The 15,921-nt window shown below is 63.3% G+C and carries 13 protein-coding genes; 8 read left to right on the top strand and 5 right to left on the bottom strand.

What is annotated here, in order from left to right; genetic code table 11:
* Positions 1-134 precede the first annotated feature (134 nt).
* Genes EIC84_RS07885 through EIC84_RS07870 form a run of 4 tightly spaced genes read left to right on the top strand, consistent with a single transcriptional unit; the run spans position 135 to position 4,076 of the window.
* Positions 135-1,118 carry an ABC transporter substrate-binding protein gene (locus EIC84_RS07885; protein ID WP_003061738.1) on the top strand — a complete coding sequence of 328 codons (984 nt, stop codon included), beginning with the start codon at positions 135-137 and terminating at the stop codon, positions 1,116-1,118.
* A gap of 12 nt (positions 1,119-1,130) precedes the next feature.
* On the top strand, positions 1,131-1,988 hold the full coding sequence (locus EIC84_RS07880) for an ABC transporter permease (RefSeq protein WP_003061740.1): 858 nt from the start codon (positions 1,131-1,133) through the stop codon (positions 1,986-1,988).
* On the top strand, positions 1,985-2,710 hold the full coding sequence (locus EIC84_RS07875; RefSeq protein WP_034361283.1) for an ABC transporter ATP-binding protein: 726 nt from the start codon (positions 1,985-1,987) through the stop codon (positions 2,708-2,710). Before EIC84_RS07880 ends, EIC84_RS07875 begins: the two co-directional genes overlap by 4 nt.
* 13 nt (positions 2,711-2,723) lie before the next feature.
* Positions 2,724-4,076 (top strand): LLM class flavin-dependent oxidoreductase, encoded by a 1,353-nt coding sequence (locus EIC84_RS07870; protein ID WP_003061744.1) that lies wholly within the window; start codon positions 2,724-2,726, stop codon positions 4,074-4,076.
* Between the two features lie 28 nt (positions 4,077-4,104).
* Here the strand turns inward: EIC84_RS07870 and EIC84_RS07865 are convergent, their stop codons facing one another.
* Positions 4,105-5,244 carry an anhydro-N-acetylmuramic acid kinase gene (locus EIC84_RS07865; protein WP_003061745.1) on the bottom strand — a complete coding sequence of 380 codons (1,140 nt, stop codon included), beginning with the start codon at positions 5,242-5,244 and terminating at the stop codon, positions 4,105-4,107.
* A 141-nt stretch (positions 5,245-5,385) separates the two neighbouring features.
* On the bottom strand, positions 5,386-6,744 hold the full coding sequence (locus tag EIC84_RS07860; protein WP_003061747.1) for a M23 family metallopeptidase: 1,359 nt from the start codon (positions 6,742-6,744) through the stop codon (positions 5,386-5,388).
* Positions 6,745-6,935: 191 nt separating this feature from the next.
* On the opposite strand from EIC84_RS07860, the gene tyrS reads away from it, so the two are divergent.
* Positions 6,936-8,168, top strand: a complete 1,233-nt coding sequence (gene tyrS / locus EIC84_RS07855; RefSeq protein ID WP_003061750.1) for a tyrosine--tRNA ligase — start codon at positions 6,936-6,938, stop codon at positions 8,166-8,168.
* A gap of 231 nt (positions 8,169-8,399) precedes the next feature.
* Here the strand turns inward: tyrS and EIC84_RS07850 are convergent, their stop codons facing one another.
* The gene (locus EIC84_RS07850) at positions 8,400-9,380 is read right to left on the bottom strand and encodes a LysR substrate-binding domain-containing protein (RefSeq protein WP_003061754.1); all 981 of its coding nucleotides are present in this window, start codon (positions 9,378-9,380) and stop codon (positions 8,400-8,402) included.
* 104 nt (positions 9,381-9,484) lie between these two features.
* On the opposite strand from EIC84_RS07850, the gene glmU reads away from it, so the two are divergent.
* Both glmU and EIC84_RS07840 read left to right on the top strand, forming a co-directional pair.
* Positions 9,485-10,924, top strand: coding sequence for a bifunctional UDP-N-acetylglucosamine diphosphorylase/glucosamine-1-phosphate N-acetyltransferase GlmU (gene glmU / locus EIC84_RS07845; protein WP_003061757.1), 1,440 nt, complete (start codon positions 9,485-9,487; stop codon positions 10,922-10,924).
* On the top strand, positions 10,924-11,721 hold the full coding sequence (locus EIC84_RS07840) for an ATP-binding protein (protein ID WP_003061759.1): 798 nt from the start codon (positions 10,924-10,926) through the stop codon (positions 11,719-11,721). Before glmU ends, EIC84_RS07840 begins: the two co-directional genes overlap by 1 nt.
* Before the next feature lie 4 nt (positions 11,722-11,725).
* On the opposite strand, the gene EIC84_RS07835 is transcribed toward EIC84_RS07840, so the two are convergent.
* Both EIC84_RS07835 and EIC84_RS07830 read right to left on the bottom strand, forming a co-directional pair.
* Positions 11,726-12,859, bottom strand: coding sequence for a diguanylate cyclase AdrA (locus tag EIC84_RS07835; RefSeq protein WP_034361285.1), 1,134 nt, complete (start codon positions 12,857-12,859; stop codon positions 11,726-11,728).
* 127 nt (positions 12,860-12,986) lie between these two features.
* Positions 12,987-13,487 carry an Lrp/AsnC family transcriptional regulator gene (locus EIC84_RS07830; protein ID WP_003061762.1) on the bottom strand — a complete coding sequence of 167 codons (501 nt, stop codon included), beginning with the start codon at positions 13,485-13,487 and terminating at the stop codon, positions 12,987-12,989.
* Positions 13,488-13,623: 136 nt separating this feature from the next.
* Between EIC84_RS07830 and glmS the strand changes: the two genes are divergently transcribed.
* Positions 13,624-15,540 (top strand): glutamine--fructose-6-phosphate transaminase (isomerizing), encoded by a 1,917-nt coding sequence (gene glmS / locus EIC84_RS07825; protein ID WP_003061764.1) that lies wholly within the window; start codon positions 13,624-13,626, stop codon positions 15,538-15,540.
* Positions 15,541-15,921 lie beyond the last annotated feature (381 nt).

Raw genomic sequence — 15,921 nt, 5'->3', positions numbered from 1 at the left:
GCGAAATCCATGTGCGTCCGCTGGACCGACACCGGCGCTCGGATGAGTTGGTTGTTTCCAAATTTGAAATCAATATTTTTTGATCTGTCGACTGCTCCCTAGCATCTGTCCCATTGCATACATGGGAGAAGAAAGTGGACAAGCGTCGATTTCTGCTGGCCGGGCCTTCATGGCTGGCAATGGCGGCAGCCGGCATCACCGGTGCTGCGCATGCTGCGGTGGACGCCAAGACCAGGCTGGTTGTCGCTGATCAGAGCGAGCTGATTCGCCATCTGCTGGATGCCAGCGGCGAACGCAAGAAGACCGGCTTTCAGCTGGAGCTGCCCAATTTTGCCGGCGGTCCGGCCATCTTCGAGGCCATCCGCGCCGGAGCGCTGGACATGGCTTATGTGGGAGACACGCCTCCCATCCAGGCGCGCGCAGCAGGCGTGAACCTGCCCATCATCGCAACCTTCACCCGAGCCAGAGCGGAATATCGTTTGCTGCAACATGCCGGCGCCGGGGTGGAGCGCCTGAGCGATCTGCGTGGCAAGCGCGTGAGCTATGTCGAAGGCTCGGGTCGCCAGGTTTTCCTCATCGAGGCCCTGAACCGGGCAGGCCTGACGCTCAAGGATGTCACGCTGGTGCATCTGCGCGTGGCCGAACTCAACGATGCCCTGCGCGCCCGGGCCGTGGATGTCGCCACCATTGCCGAGCCGCATGTCACGCGGCTGTCCAGGCAGATCGGTGCGCGTGTGGTGCCCGATCCACTGGAGCGTCAACTGCTGCCGTCCACCTCCTATATCTATGCCCGCCCAGATGTGCTGGCCGATCCGCAGAAGGCCGAGGCCATCCGCGAGTTCCTGGCCTCCTTCGTGCGCGCGGGGCGCTGGAGCAATGTCCATCGCAAGGAATGGGAGCAGCATTACCTGCGCAATTTCCAGCGCCTCGATGCCGAGAGCGCTGCGGCCATACAGGCGGCGCAGGCTCCGCTCGAGTTCCAGACCGCCGCACAGGCCCAGCCTCATCATCAGAAGCTCATCGACATCCTGCACAGCGCTGGCAGTTTGCCCCGGCGCCTGGATGCCAGGGACTCCTTTGTGGCGAGCTATGACGGCGTGATCGTCGCCAATCGCTGAGGAGTTGCCGTGATGACTCCGATTCCTCTGGAAGCGCGCGTGGCCGGCTGGCAGTCTCAGACCGGAGCGCCGCTTGCCGTGCCAGACCGCAAGGCCCCGGCACTGGTGCAGGACCGCCTGTCGCCGGGCATGCTGCTGGCCGGGCCGGCCCTGCTGCTGCTGGTATGGGAGGCCGCATCGCGCCTGGGATATCTTTCGTCCGAGACGCTGACCGCACCGTCGCAGGCATTGCGTACAGGCTATGAAATGGCCCTTGATGGAAGCCTGCTGCCGCATCTGCTGGCTTCGGCCGGGCGAGCCTACACAGGGCTGTTTCTGGGCATTGTGGTGGGCGTGCTGCTGGCGCTGGTCGCCGGACTGAGCCGCAGCGGCGAGGCCCTGATCGATGGTCTGGTGCAGATCAAGCGGGCCGTTCCCACGCTGGCGCTGATTCCTCTCGCCATCATCTGGCTGGGCATAGGCGAGGCGATGAAGGTCTTCCTCATCTTCACCGCCGTGCTGATTCCCATCTATATCAACACCCATGCAGCGCTGCGCAGCATAGACATCGGTCATGTGGAGCTGGCTCAGACGCTGGGACTGTCGCGTGCCGAGTTCATTCGCAAGGTGGCCCTGCCGGGAGCCTTGCCGGGCTTTTTTGTCGGCCTGCGCATGGCGGTCTCGCTGTGCTGGACGGCGCTGGTGGTGCTGGAGCTGATCAACACGCAGACCGGTATCGGCTATCTGATGAACCGTGCGCGCGATTGGGGGCAGACCGATGTGATCGTGGTGGGAATCCTGATCTACGCCTTGCTGGGTCTGTTCTCCGATGCCGCAGTGCGGCGCCTGGAGGCACGTGTGCTGTCCTATCGGAGGTCGCTGGGATCATGAACCGTCCATCATTGGCAGGTGCCGTGCACCTGCATGGCTTCAGCCGCAGCTTTCATGGCAAGCAGGTGCTCGACGACCTCCATCTCGATATCGCCCCCGGGCAGTTCGTGGCATTGCTGGGGGAGTCGGGCTCCGGCAAGACCACGCTGTTGCGGGCTCTGGCCGGCCTCGATGCTGAGGCCCGGAGTTCGGGGGCGGCGCTGGCCCATGGCAATGTCTCCGTGCTGTTCCAGGACTCGCGCCTGCTGCCCTGGCTGACGGTGCTGGACAACCTGACGCTGGGCCTGGACGCGCAGGCTGCCCGGCCTGCCGCAGCTCAGTTGCTGCGCGAGGTGGGGCTGGAAGACAAGGCAGCGGCTTGGCCCGCCAGCTTGTCGGGCGGGCAAAAGCAGCGCGCGGCACTGGCTCGCTCCTTGCTGCGCGAGCCGCATGTGCTGCTGGCCGACGAGCCTTTCGGGGCACTGGATGCCCTGACCCGCATGCGCATGCATGGCCTGCTGCGGCGCATGGTGGAGCGCATACGCCCGACGGTGATTCTGGTCACCCACGATGTGGATGAATCCCTGCTGCTTGCAGACCGGATTCTGGTGCTCAGGGACGGAAAGATTGCCGAAGACCATGCGCTGGATCTGGCCCATCCGCGGCGACCCGATCACCCCGCTTTCATGCAGTTGCGCACGACCTTGCTGCGTAGTCTGGGAGTGGAAGCCGAATTTGTCTGAAAGAAGCTGTGCCATGACACGACAACTACACCTGAACCTGTTTCTGATGACGCGAGGCCACCATGAAGGTGCCTGGCGTCACCCCGGCGCCAATCCCAAGGCACTGACCGATCTGCAACTGTATGTGGATGCTGCCCGCATTGCCGAGGCCGCCAAATTCGATGCCGTGTTTCTGGCCGACGGGCTGGTCGGGCCCGACAACGGGCAGATGGCCTCTTCAGGCCAGCTGGAGCCGCTGCTGCTGCTGGCTGCACTGGCGCAGCATACCGAGCGCATCGGGCTGATCGGAACGGCTTCCACCACCTACAGCCTGCCCTATACGCTGGCGCGGCAGTTCGCCACGCTGGACCACCTGTCCAAGGGCCGGGCAGGCTGGAATATCGTGACCTCCTGGCTGCCCCGGGCCGGCGAGAACTACGGGTTGCAGCAGAACGTGGAGCATGCCGAGCGCTACCGCATCGCCGACGAGTTCGTGGCCGCAGTGGATGCGCTGTGGCGCAGCTTTCCGGGCGCTGCGGTGGTGGACGATGCCGAATCGGGCCAGTTCCTGGACATAGGCCAGGTGCGCCCCGTCAACTATGCGGGAACGCATATCCGTACGCGCGGACCGCTGAATGTGCCGGGCAGCCCCCAGGGCCGTCCGGTGCTGGTGCAGGCCGGGCAGTCCGAAACGGGCCGGGCCTTTGCTGCGCAATGGGCCGAGGCCATTTTCACGGCGCATGGCAGCAAGGAGTCGGCACAAGGCTTTTATGCCGATATCAAGGGGCAGGCGAAGGCTCTGGGGCGCAGGGCCGAGGACATTGTGATTCTGCCGGGCATCAGCGCCGCGATTGGATCCACGGAGTACGAAGCCCGCCAGGTGTGGGAGGAGCTCGACAGCCTGACCAGCATCGACGTGGGATTGGGGCGCCTGTCGGCCCGCTTTGGCGGCCATGACTTCAGCAGTCTGCCGCTGGACCGCCGCTTGACCCGCGACGATTTTCCCGACCCCGCGCTGGTGGAAGCTTCCAGGAGTCGCGCCATGGGCTATGTGGAGACCACGCTGCGCGATGGACTCACGCTGCGTCAGCTGCTCAAGCGACTGGCAGGCGCGCGCGGGCATCTGGCAATTGCCGGCACGCCCGAGCAGGTGGCGGACACGATTGAAGACTGGTTCCGCACGGGCGCCGCCGATGGTTTCAATGTGATGCCACCGGTCATCACCCAGCAGCTGGAGCTGTTTGCCAGCGAGGTCGTGCCCATTTTGCGCAAGCGCGGGTTGTTTCGCAGCGACTACCAGAGCAGCACGCTGCGCGGCCATTTCGGCTTGCCCGATCTGCCTGTGGTGCAGCACAAGGCGCAGGCGGATGCCGCAGTAGCGGCCTGAGCCTGCAGGCGGGCCGGCGGCCGCGCGGTCAAGCGGGGTGGATGGCGCCCAGAATGCGCGGGCCGCTGGCGCCTGTCACGCTGGCCAGATTGCCGGGCAGGCCCAGCAGGCATTGACGTGCCAGCCAGGCAAAGGCGGCTGCTTCCACTTCGAGCGGGGGCAGGCCGCACTCTGCCGTGGAGGCCAACTTCACGCCCGGCAGCAGGGCGGCAAGACGCTGCATCAGATAGGTGTTCAGTGCGCCGCCGCCGCAGACCAGCAGTTCGGTGCCGCCCCTGCCGAAACGCTGCACGGCATGGGCGCAGCTGGCGGCCGTGAATTCGGCCAGGGTCGCCTGTACATCGGCCGCGGCGGCCTGGGCCGCATGCTGCTGCAGATGCCGCTCCAGCCACTCGGCGTGAAACAGATCGCGCCCCGTGCTCTTGGGCGGCTGCTGGGCCAGATAGGGATCGCCCAGCATGGCGGCCAGCAGCTCGGGCAGGACCTTGCCGCTGGCGGCCCACCGGCCGCTCTCGTCATAGCTCTTGCCGGTATGGCGCAGGCACCAGCCGTCCATCAGCGCATTGCCAGTGCCGGTGTCGAAGCCCAGCACCGAGCCGTCGGCACCCAGCACGCTGAGATTGGCAATGCCGCCGATATTGAGCACCAGTGCGGTTTCAGCGGGCCTGCCGAACACGCTTTGGTGAAAGGCAGGCACCAGCGGCGCGCCCTGGCCGCCTGCCGCCACATCGCGGCTGCGCAGGTCGGCGACGACGCTGATGCCGGTCAGCTCGGCCAGCAGGGCGGGGTTGTTGAGCTGCAGCGTATAGCCCGTGCCATCGAACATCTGCGGACGGTGGCGCACGGTCTGGCCATGGGCGCCTATGGCTGCGATCTGCCCGGCCCGGACGCCGGCTGCAGTCAGCAGTTGCTGCACCACCTGTGCATAGTGGCGCACCAGTGCATTGGCGGCCAGGGCGGCGCGATGCAGCTCGTCCTGGCCACCAGCGGTGTTGAGGGCCAGCAACTCGGCGCGCAATGCCGCGTCGAAGCCGCAGCTGGCATGTTGCAGCACTCGCGTGCCCTGGCTGAAGTCCACGAGAACCCCGTCGACGCCGTCCAGCGATGTACCGGACATCAGGCCGATATAGAGGTTGCTTTGAGCGGCTTGTTCAATGGCATTGGACATGGTAGATCAGAGGGTTGGCGTGCGGCTTACTATCTTAGCTGTAGCGTTTGCGGCTTTCCTGGCGGTCGCTGCAAACGATTCTGATGCGCAAATGAAAAAGGGCTGCAATTTGCAGCCCTCAGGTTGTGTCGCAGCGGTGGATCAGCGCGCGCTGGCCAAGGCGAACGACTGCGTGCCGGCGTTAAGTTCGATGCGCATCTGCGCTGCCTGCTGCTCGAAGGCAGGGCGGGCGGCCTTGGAGATAGGCTGGGCGGCGTCGGTGATCTGGGCAATGGTCAGCGGGTCGCGCTGCTCGCCCTTGTCGCGGAACTCGAAGTGCAGGTGAGGGCCGGTGGCCCAGCCCGTGGAGCCCACGGCGCCGATGATGTCGCCCTGGTCCACGCGTTGACCGTGCTTGACGTCGATGCGGCTCAGGTGGGCATACACGGTGGTGTGCTGGTTGGCGTGATCGACAAAGATCACATTGCCGTAACCGTTTTGTACGCCGGCAAAGGACACGATGCCGTCGCCCACGGTGCGCACCTTGGTGCCCGTGGGGGCCGCGAAGTCGGTGCCCAGATGGGCGCGCCAGGTTTTCTGGATGGGGTGGACGCGCATGGAAAAACCGCTGCTGATGCGCGAGAACTCCACGGGGTAGTTCAGATAGGCCTGGCGCAGGCTCTTGCCGTCCAGCGTGTAGTAGGCGCCTTTCTTGCCTGCTTCCTGGAACCACATGGCCTGATGCGACTTGCCATTGTTGTAGAACTCGGTGCTCAGCACGCGGCCGGCGCGCAGCGGCTCGCCATCGGCTTCCAGCGATTCATAGACCACGGCAAAGCGGTCGCCCTTGCGCAGGCCGCGGCGGAAGTCCAGCTCGCCCTGGAAAATGTCGGCCATCTGCATGGAGACACTGTCGGGAATGTCGGAGGCATCCGTGGCGGCAAAGAAGGAGGAGCGAATCACGCCACCCGCGAGGCGGGGGCTGGCCGTGAGCTTGCCGGTCTCGATCTTGGACTGCAGCTTGCCGTCCACGCGTTCCACGGTCAGGCGCTGGAAGCTGCCGTCTTCGCTGGGAGCCCAGCGCACGGTCAGCTGGCTCAGCTGCTGGTCGGGCGTTGTCTCTGCGGACACCAGGCGGCCGGCGCGGCCCAGCACGTTCTGGCGCACGGCTTCGTTGCTGCGCATGAAGGCTGCGGCCTGCGGATCGGCAATGCCAAGGCGCTGCAGCAGCGACTCTGTGGTGTCGTTGCTGCGGGTGTATTCGGAACGGTAGAGGGAGAAGGACTGCAGATCCGTCAGATCGGCCAGATCCTGGCCAGCGGCCAGGGAGGTGACGGGTTCGGTCAGTGTACGTACGGGGAGGTCGGCGGGGTCGGGGCCCAGGCTGGCCACAGCGAAGGCGCCGCTGCCACCGGTCAGCAAAACAGTCGCCAGCGCCGCCGTGGCGCGCTTGGGGTGTTTTTGCAGAGCCGATGTCAGCCGCGCAAGCAGAGCACCGCCGGCATTTTTCAAGCCAGTCATCAAAACATCAAATCCTTGGGAAAGCGTGTCGGTGGAGTTGGTATTTGTTACGACTGACACGTCTCCAGCAGCTCTACCGTGCCATAAGTCCATCCAAAGAGGTCTTTATGAGGGAGCAGTCTAGAATTGACCGTAACACCAAACCTCCAAGTATATCGGCCGCGTCCTACTTCGCCTGCCGAAAAACCCTTATGAATCAATCTGCTGTTACAAGTTTTCCCGTGACCGACAGAGTGAACCAGGCGCTGGAAGTCACTCTGCGTGGAGTCGATGAGCTGCTGCCCAAGGACGAGTGGGTCCAGAAACTGGCCAGGTCCGAAGCCACCGGCGTGCCCCTGCGCATCAAGCTGGGTCTGGACCCGACAGCCCCCGACATTCACCTGGGCCATACCGTGGTGCTCAACAAGATGCGCCAGCTGCAGGATCTGGGCCATCAGGTGATCTTCCTGATCGGCGACTTCACGACGCTGATCGGCGACCCTTCGGGCCGCAACTCCACGCGTCCGCCGCTGACGGCCGAGCAGATCAAGGTCAATGCCGAGACCTATTACACCCAGGCCGCCAAGGTGCTGGACCCGGCCAGGACCGAGGTACGCTACAACAGCGAATGGTGCGACCAGCTGGGCGCGCGCGGCATGATCCAGCTGTCGGCCAAGTACACGGTGGCGCGCATGATGGAGCGCAACGACTTCCATACGCGCTTCACCGACGGCAGCTCCATCAGCCTGCACGAGTTTCTCTACCCGCTGCTGCAGGGCTATGACTCGGTGGCGCTCAAGTCCGATCTGGAGCTGGGCGGCACCGATCAGAAGTTCAATCTGATGATGGGCAGGCATCTGCAGGCCGAGTATGGTCAGGAGCAGCAGTGTGTGCTCACCATGCCGCTGCTGGTGGGCCTGGATGGCGTGCACAAGATGTCCAAGTCCAAGAACAACTACATCGGCATCACCGAGGACGCCAACACCATGTTCGCCAAGGTGCTGTCGATCTCGGACGAGCTGATGTGGGACTGGTACACCCTGCTGTCCTTCAAGAGCCTGGCCGAGATTGCCGCGCTCAAGGCCGAGATCGAGGCTGGCGGCAACCCCAAGCATGCCAAGGTGGCTCTGGCCAAGGAGATCACCGCGCGCTTCCACAGCGCCGAAGCCGCCGATGCGGCCGAGCAGGATTTCATCAACCGCTCCAAGGGCGGCATTCCCGATGACATCCCTGAAATCAGCCTGTCCGGCGCTCCGCTGGGCATTGGTGCGCTGGTCAAGCAGGCCAATCTGGCTGCATCGACCGGCGAAGCCAACCGCCTGATCGATGGCGGCGGCGTGCGTGTCGACGGCAACGTCATCAGCGACCGCGCACTGAAGCTGGATGCCGGCACCTTTGTGCTGCAGGTGGGCAAGCGCAAGTTTGCGCGTGTCACGCTGAGCTGAGCGCCCTGGGGCGCTTCGCCCCATTCGCCCCGTTCGCCCCGTTCGCCCCGTTCGCCCCGTTCGCCCCGTTCGCCTCTTTGCGCTTGGCGCCACAGGGCAAGGCCTTTGCCGCTGTGGCGCGGCCTAAAGAGGTGACAGTAAAAATGAGAGCTGTTTACGCTTGATACATCTGCGTTTCAAATCACTTTGTATTTGAGACCGATGCAGGTCATGCGTGAGTAGCTCTCTTTTTTATTGGGTTGGCTCGCTCGCACCTTGCATGGCGTCGCGCGTCTGGCGGGCTTGTTCCATCAGCCACTGACAGAAGGCCTGCACTTCGGGCCGCTCGCTGCTGCGTGGGCCTTGCAGCAGCCAGTACGACAGAGGCGAGGCCAGGCGATGTTCGGGCAATACCTCGATCAGGGTGCCGGCCGCCAGCGCATCGGCTACCAGCGGCAGGCGCGCGATGGCCAGACCCTGGCCCGCCAGCGCGGCCTGCACGATCTGGTGGGCGTAGTTGAAGTACAGCCAGCGCGGCGGCTGCAGCTGGTCGCAGCCGTTGGCGGCAAACCAGCGTTGCCAGCTCAGCCACTCCAGCTGGGGCATGCGGTGCACGTCGCCGGTTTCAATCAAGGTGTAGCGGGCCGCATCGGCGGGGCTGTGCACGGCGGGGCCGCTCCTGAGCAGGGCTGGGCTTGCGACCAGCACCAGCTCTTCGCCGAACAAAGCCTTTGCCGAAGCATCGGCGACGCCGGCGCTGTAGCGTATGGCCAGGTCCACATCGGTGGTCTCCAGATCCACCACGGCGTCGCCCGTGTCTATGCGAATGTCGATATCGGGATAGGCGCGCTGGAAAGCCTCCAGACGCGGAATCAGCCACATGGCAGCAAAGCTGGCCCAGGTGGTGATGGCCACGCTCTTGCGGCCCACGGTCTGGCGGATCTGGCGCACGGTGGCGTCGATCGACTCCAGTGCAGGCTGAACGGCATGCAGCAGCTGGGCGCCGGCACCCGTGAGTTCCACGGCGCGCGAATGGCGCAGGAACAGCGGGATGCCCACCTCGTCTTCCAGCGACTGGATCTGGCGGCTGACGGCAGACTGGGTCAGTGCCAGCTCGTCCGCCGCGGCACGAAAGTTCAGGTGTCGGGCCACGGCCAGAAAGGCGCGCAGATGGCCGGCGCCGACGGCGCGGGTGCGAAGCAGCGGAGTGGGGCTGGTGGTTGCATGAGGCATGGCAGGGCAAGCATAAGGTGTTTGCGGCGACTGTTGCCTGCGCTTGCAGTTGCCGAGCACGGCTATGGGTCGATAATCAGGCGGTTTTCATTCCACAAATCAATATGACTGCACCTCTGGACATCGTCGTCATGGCTGCCGGCAAAGGCACCCGCATGAAAAGCCGCCATCCCAAGGTGCTGCAAAAGCTGGCCGGACGCGCCCTGTTGCAGCATGTGCTGGATACTGCTGCGCAGCTCAAGGCGCGCTCGGCCGTGGTGGTGACGGGCCATGGTGCTGCGGAAGTGGAAGCGGCCATCGCCGCTGCCAATGGCGCAGATGGCGCCCATGGTGCAATGGACCTGAAGTTTGTACGCCAGGAGCCCCAGCTGGGAACCGGCCATGCCGTGCAGCAGGCCGTGCCTGCGCTCAAGGACGATGGCCTGGTCGTGGTGCTGTCGGGTGATGTGCCGCTGACCCGGGCCGACACGCTGCAGGGTCTGCTCGATGCCGCCGGCAGCGACAAGATGGCGCTGCTCACCGTGACCATGGCCGATCCCACGGGCTATGGCCGCATCGTGCGCAACGATGCCGGCACGGTGCAGCGCATCGTCGAGCAAAAGGACGCCAGCGAGGCCGAACGCGCCATCACCGAGATCTACAGCGGCATCATGGCCGTGCCCGCCAGGCATCTGACGGCCTGGCTTGCCAAGCTCGACAACAACAATGCCCAGGGCGAGTACTACCTGACCGATATCGTCGCCATGGCCGTGGCCGACGGCGTGCCCGTGGTGGGCCACCGCATTGCCGATGCGCTGCAGGTGGCGGGCGTCAACAGCCCGCTGCAACTGGCAGAGCTGGAGCGCGCCCACCAGCTGCGCCAGGCGCGCGAGCTGATGGCGCAGGGCGTGCGCATGGCCGATCCTGCGCGCTTCGACCTGCGTGACGATGCGCGCGGCGCCAAGGCCAGCCTGAGCTGCGGTCAGGATGTGGAAATCGACGTGAACTGCATCTTTGCCGGCAAGGTGACGATTGGCGCCGGCGCCCGGATCGGGGCCAACTGCCATCTCAGCAATGTGAGCATTGCCGACGATGCCGTGATCCACCCCTTCACGCACATTGATGGCGAGAAGGCCGGCGTGGAAGTGGGCCAGGGTGCGCTGGTCGGCCCGTTTGCCCGCCTGCGCCCCGGCGCCAGACTGGGTCGCGAAGTGCATATCGGCAACTTCGTGGAGGTGAAGAATTCCACGCTGGCCGACGGCGCCAAGGCCAATCATCTGGCCTATCTGGGCGACGCCACGGTGGGTGAGCGCGTGAACTACGGCGCAGGCAGCATCACTGCCAACTATGACGGCGTGAACAAGCACCGTACCGTGATCGAGGCCGATGTGCATATCGGCAGCAACTGCGTGCTGGTGGCTCCGGTGACGATTGCCGCCGGCGGCACCGTGGGCGGTGGCTCCACCGTGACCAAGAACACCGAGGCTGGTGCCTTGACGGTAGGACGTGGCAGGCAGGTCAGCATCCGCAACTGGAAGCGCCCTGAAAAGCTGCCCAAAGCCTGATGGAACAAGCGCAGCAAGCTTTGGAGAGCATGGCGCCTCAGTCCCTGGACGAAGCGCTGGCACTGCTGGCCAGGCGCGAGGCCGAACTGGCCGCCTTGCGCACGGCCCAGCAGGAGTGGATGCATGCCGTCTCGCATGATTTGCGGGCGCCGCTGCGCCATCTGCTGGCTTTCAATCCGCTGGTTGCCGAGCTGCTGCAGTCCGCCAGCCCCGGTGCCGAAGACCTGGAGGAAGCGCGCAGCTTCCTCCAGACCATGGATCAGTCCGCCCAGCGCATGGCGGCCATGTTCGACGGCTTGCTGCAGCTGAATCGGGCTCAGAGCCATGTGCTGCAGCCGCAGCCTGTGGACTTGCTGGCCTTGCTGGGCAGTCTGCGCCAGCGTCTGCAGGCAGGCGCGCAAGGCCGACGCATAGAGTGGTGTCTGCCCGCTGTCGCCCCCATGTTGCAGGCAGATCCGCGTCTGCTGGAGCAGGCTTTGGACGCAGCTCTCGCCAATGCCGTCAAGTTCACGCGGGCCGTGCCGCTGGCGCGCATTCAGGTCGATGTGCAGCGTGACGGGCAGGGGGGCTGCTTCATCACCGTGGCCGACAACGGAGCCGGCTTCGAGCAGGCGCGGTCAGGCAAGCTGTTTGGCGTCTTTCAGCGCATGCATCGCGAGGCCGAGTTCGAGGGCCTCGGCATCGGCCTGGCGCTGGTGCGCGATATCTGCCGCCGCCATGGCGGCGAGGCGGAAATCCAGGCCCAGCTCAATGCGGGATGCCAGTTGCAGATGCATTGGCCCACCTGCCTGCCCTGAGTGGTCAGACCACGTCGCGGTCCAGGCTTTCCTGCTCGGCGCTCGCCGGGCTGATTCGCGTGGATTCCGGTCGCATGGGCATGGTCGAGGGACTGTGCTGCCGCTCGGGTTGTTGCGTGGCATCCATCACCTGGTCGCGCCCGCCGCTCTTGGCACTGTAAAGCGCACTGTCGGCCGCTTTTATCCACTCGGTCACCGAGCCAAAACCTTCATCGGCTGCAGCAACGCCGATACTCGCACTGATGTGCAGCTGTGGATATTCGCGAATGCGTATCTGAGCAATTTTCTCGCAAATACGCATGGCGACCGAATATGCCTCCTTGGCCGTGGTGTGCTTGCAAAGCACGGTGAATTCATCGCCGCCGTAGCGCCCTGCAATATCGTTGCTGCGCAGGCTGTTTCTAATCGCCAGCCCGATCATTTTCAAAACATCGTCGCCCACAATATGGCCGTACAGATCATTCACGCTTTTGAAACGGTCAATGTCAATCACCAGCAGGCAGGTCTGCTCCTTGGCGGTGCGGTGCTGATGCAGCGCGGCACGGGCTTTTTTCCACCAGTAATCGCGGCTGTATACCGTGGTCAGAGGATCAATGCGCCCCAGCAACTTGAGCTGCAGGTTCTGCCTGGCCAGAGTCTTGAGCATTCGGCTGTTGGACCAGCTTGCATAGGCGCTGTGCAGGATGATCAGCGGCAGCAGGCTGAGCTGTACCGCCAGTGGCGCGGCCCATTGCGGGGTGGGCCTTATGGCGATGCTCATGAAAAGCATGCCGCACAGCAGCGCGATCAGTGAGGGCAGCCAGCGGCGCTTCAAACCGGTATAGAAGCGATCGGCCACGCCTATGGCCAGAATGCAGATGCTGGGCAGCAGGCTCCAGTGCATCAGAGAAATCCAGCAGCCGACGATCAGCGCATCTATCAGAGAATTGAAATACTCCGCATGGAACTGATCCTGTTGCCGGCTTGAATGCAAGAAAGCAATATGCGGCCATACCAGCGCACTGACCGTCGTGAATGCCCACCAGGCGAGATTGGTCGGGAGATATGACAGGCTCGCAGCCACCACCGCTCCGCCCAGTGCCATATAAGAGGCGCGCAGAGGGTAGGTCCGGCGGTGAATATCTCGATGCAAGGGCATCTGGTGGAATTGGCTTAAGTCAAGGATGCGAGAATAATCTAATTAATACAATTTGTATCAAATATTGAGGGACTTGCGCGGCATCCGCACCACACATGACGGTTCAAAAATAAAGGCGTGCAAGTCCCTAATGATTGGAGACGGGCAAGGGCAGTTCGGTACTGAATTTGGCGCGCTTGATGCTGAAGAAGGCTTTGACATTGCGCACATTGGCATCCTGCGTGAACAGCTTCTGGCTCAATGCCAGGTAGGCAGGCATATCGATGGTGGCAATGACGAGGATGAAGTCGGGGCCGGGAGAGACGCGCCAGCATTGCTGCACGCCGGGTTCGGCCACGGCTTTGTGCTCGAATTGCAGCAGTGAGCTGCTGTCCTGCCGGTCCAGCGAGACTTCCACAATGGCCTGCAGGCCATGACCGGTGAGGCGGGCGATGTGTTCGCTGCTCAGGATGGCGACTTGTTTCTCGATCAGACCCAGCTCCTGCAGGCGTTTGACCCGGCGTAGGCAGGTAGGGGCAGACAGCTCGAGATGCCGGGCCAGGGCCTGGTTGCTCAGGCTGGAATCCAGCTGCAATTGCTGCAGCAGTTGCAAGTCGGTGTCATCCAGATTGATGGAATTTTCATTCATTTATTTAAATTTTATTGAATAAATAATCAATATTCCGATTCGATGAAATTTTCAATCATTTTGTTGTTTTTATTGATTGAAAATTTTTTATCGCAACCGTTAGCATGCTCGCTCAAACAACCTAAGGTGTACCTCTATGTGTGGCATTGTTGCTGCGGTGTCTCATCGCAATATCGTTCCGGTTCTGGTCCAGGGTCTGCAGCGGCTGGAGTATCGCGGCTATGACTCCTGTGGTGTGGCTGTACAGGCAGCGGATGCCAGCGGCTTGAGCCTGGGCTTGCAGCGTGCACGCTCTACAGCCCGCGTGGCCGAGTTGATGGAGCAGGTCAAGACCGAGCATGTGGAAGGTTTCACCGGCATTGCCCATACCCGCTGGGCCACTCACGGCGAGCCTGCCGTACGCAATGCCCACCCCCACTTCAGCCATGGTCCCGGCATCTCGCCCGTGGCCGATGCCGATGCGCCGGCCCGCGTGGCCCTGGTGCACAACGGCATCATCGAGAACTACGAAGCCCTGCGTACCGAGCTGCAGGCCAAGGGCTATGTATTTGCCAGCCAGACCGACACCGAGGTCATTGCTCACCTGGTGGACAGCCTCTACAACGGCGATCTTTTCGAAGCCGTGCAAGCCGCGACGGCTCGCCTGCATGGCGCCTATGCGATCGGCGTGATGCACCGGGATGAACCCCGCCGTGTGGTGGGCGCTCGTGCCGGCTCGCCGCTGATTCTGGGTGTGGGCAAGGACGGCGCGGAACATTTCCTGGCCAGCGATGCAATGGCGCTGGCGGGTGTTACCGACCAGATCGTGTACCTGGAAGAGGGCGATCTGATCGATCTGCAGCCAGGACGCTACTGGGTCATCAGCAAGAGCGGCGAGCGCCTGACAGAGCAGCAACGCCCGGTCAGGACCGTGATGGCGCACAGCGGCGCAGCCGAACTGGGCCCTTATCGCCACTACATGCAAAAGGAAATCTTCGAGCAGCCGCGCGCTTTGGGCGATACGCTGGAAGGCCTGAAGAACATTGCCCCCGAGCTGTTTGACGGGGTCACTTCGGAAGGCAAGACCGGCGCGGCGGCCTGGCGAGTATTCAAGGAGATCGACCGGGTCCTGATCCTGGCCTGCGGCACCAGCTATTACAGCGGCTGCACGGCCAAGTACTGGATAGAGGCGATTGCCGGCATCCCCTGCAATGTGGAGGTGGCCAGCGAGTACCGTTACCGCACCAGCGTGCCCGATCCCAAGACACTGATCGTGACCATCAGCCAGTCGGGCGAGACGGCCGATACATTGGCGGCCCTGCGCCATGCCCAGAGCCTGGGCATGAAGCACAGCCTGACCATCTGCAATGTGGCCACCAGCGCCATGGTGCGCGAGTGCGAGCTGGCCTATATCACGCGCGCCGGCGTGGAAATCGGCGTGGCATCGACCAAGGCCTTCACGACGCAGCTTGCAGGTCTGTTCCTGCTGACGCTGGCGCTGGCCCAGTCCAAGGGACGTCTGACGGAAGAGAAGGAGCAGCAGTATCTGACGGCCATGCGCCACCTTCCCGTGGCCCTGCAATCCGTGCTGGCGCTGGAGCCGCAGATCATCAGCTGGGCCGAAGACTTTGCGAAGAAGGAAAACGCGCTGTTCCTGGGTCGCGGCATTCACTACCCCATCGCTCTGGAAGGCGCGCTCAAGCTCAAGGAAATCAGCTATATCCACGCCGAAGCCTATCCTGCCGGCGAGCTCAAGCATGGCCCGCTGGCACTGGTGGACAGCCAGATGCCTGTGGTCACCGTGGCACCCAACGACGAACTGCTGGAAAAGCTCAAGAGCAATATGCAGGAAGTGCGTGCGCGCGGCGGTGTTCTCTATGTGCTGGCCGATGCCAAGACCAATATCGAAAGCAGCGAAGGCATGCATGTGATTCGCATGCCCGAGAACTATGGTGCCCTGAGCCCCATTCTGCACGTGGTGCCGCTGCAGCTGCTGGCCTATCACACGGCGGTGGCACGCGGCACCGATGTGGACAAGCCGCGCAACCTGGCCAAGTCGGTCACGGTGGAATAAGCCGGTTGCTTCGTGCCACGAAAAAGCGCTCCCATGGAGCGCTTTTTCGTTTTTGGCATGACAGGTGGATGGCTGGCTTCAGCGCTGGCTAGACTCCTGCCGCTTTGAAGACCCGGCGCAGTACCTGCATGGGCAGAAACTTCACGCGGCGGCGTTTGAGTTCATGTCGGTAGAGGCGCTCCCTCTCAATGAAGTTGATTTTTTCTTTCATTGCGATGTGTCTGGATGGCTAACCCAACTAATCTAACAGCGTAGTGAGCATTTTTCGTAACACCCTGTCAGATGGATGCGGCATCAACATCCCGGCGTTGAAGCCCGCATGTCCTGGCATGCATGCAGCCATCATGGCTCGCCTATGAAAAACGCCCCTTGCGGGGCGTT

The sequence above is a fragment of the Comamonas sp. A23 genome, assembly GCF_004522605.1.
GTDB classification, from domain to species: Bacteria; Pseudomonadota; Gammaproteobacteria; order Burkholderiales; family Burkholderiaceae_C; genus Comamonas; species Comamonas thiooxydans.
The sequence above is the reverse complement of the archived record's forward strand: the minus strand, read 5'-3'. Positions and strand labels throughout refer to the sequence as shown.

What these genes read in the sequence shown, in the direction of transcription:
- EIC84_RS07835 (WP_034361285.1), bottom strand. Translation starts at nt 12,859, where the DNA reads ATGCCCTTGCATCGAGATATTCACCGCCGGACCTACCCTCTGCGCGCC.
- EIC84_RS07830 (WP_003061762.1), bottom strand. Translation starts at nt 13,487, where the DNA reads ATGAATGAAAATTCCATCAATCTGGATGACACCGACTTGCAACTGCTG.
- EIC84_RS07875 (WP_034361283.1), top strand. Translation starts at nt 1,985, where the DNA reads ATGAACCGTCCATCATTGGCAGGTGCCGTGCACCTGCATGGCTTCAGC.
- EIC84_RS07865 (WP_003061745.1), bottom strand. Translation starts at nt 5,244, where the DNA reads ATGTCCAATGCCATTGAACAAGCCGCTCAAAGCAACCTCTATATCGGC.
- EIC84_RS07880 (WP_003061740.1), top strand. Translation starts at nt 1,131, where the DNA reads ATGACTCCGATTCCTCTGGAAGCGCGCGTGGCCGGCTGGCAGTCTCAG.
- EIC84_RS07870 (WP_003061744.1), top strand. Translation starts at nt 2,724, where the DNA reads ATGACACGACAACTACACCTGAACCTGTTTCTGATGACGCGAGGCCAC.
- EIC84_RS07860 (WP_003061747.1), bottom strand. Translation starts at nt 6,744, where the DNA reads ATGACTGGCTTGAAAAATGCCGGCGGTGCTCTGCTTGCGCGGCTGACA.
- tyrS (WP_003061750.1), top strand. Translation starts at nt 6,936, where the DNA reads ATGAATCAATCTGCTGTTACAAGTTTTCCCGTGACCGACAGAGTGAAC.
- glmS (WP_003061764.1), top strand. Translation starts at nt 13,624, where the DNA reads ATGTGTGGCATTGTTGCTGCGGTGTCTCATCGCAATATCGTTCCGGTT.
- glmU (WP_003061757.1), top strand. Translation starts at nt 9,485, where the DNA reads ATGACTGCACCTCTGGACATCGTCGTCATGGCTGCCGGCAAAGGCACC.
- EIC84_RS07840 (WP_003061759.1), top strand. Translation starts at nt 10,924, where the DNA reads ATGGAACAAGCGCAGCAAGCTTTGGAGAGCATGGCGCCTCAGTCCCTG.
- EIC84_RS07850 (WP_003061754.1), bottom strand. Translation starts at nt 9,380, where the DNA reads ATGCCTCATGCAACCACCAGCCCCACTCCGCTGCTTCGCACCCGCGCC.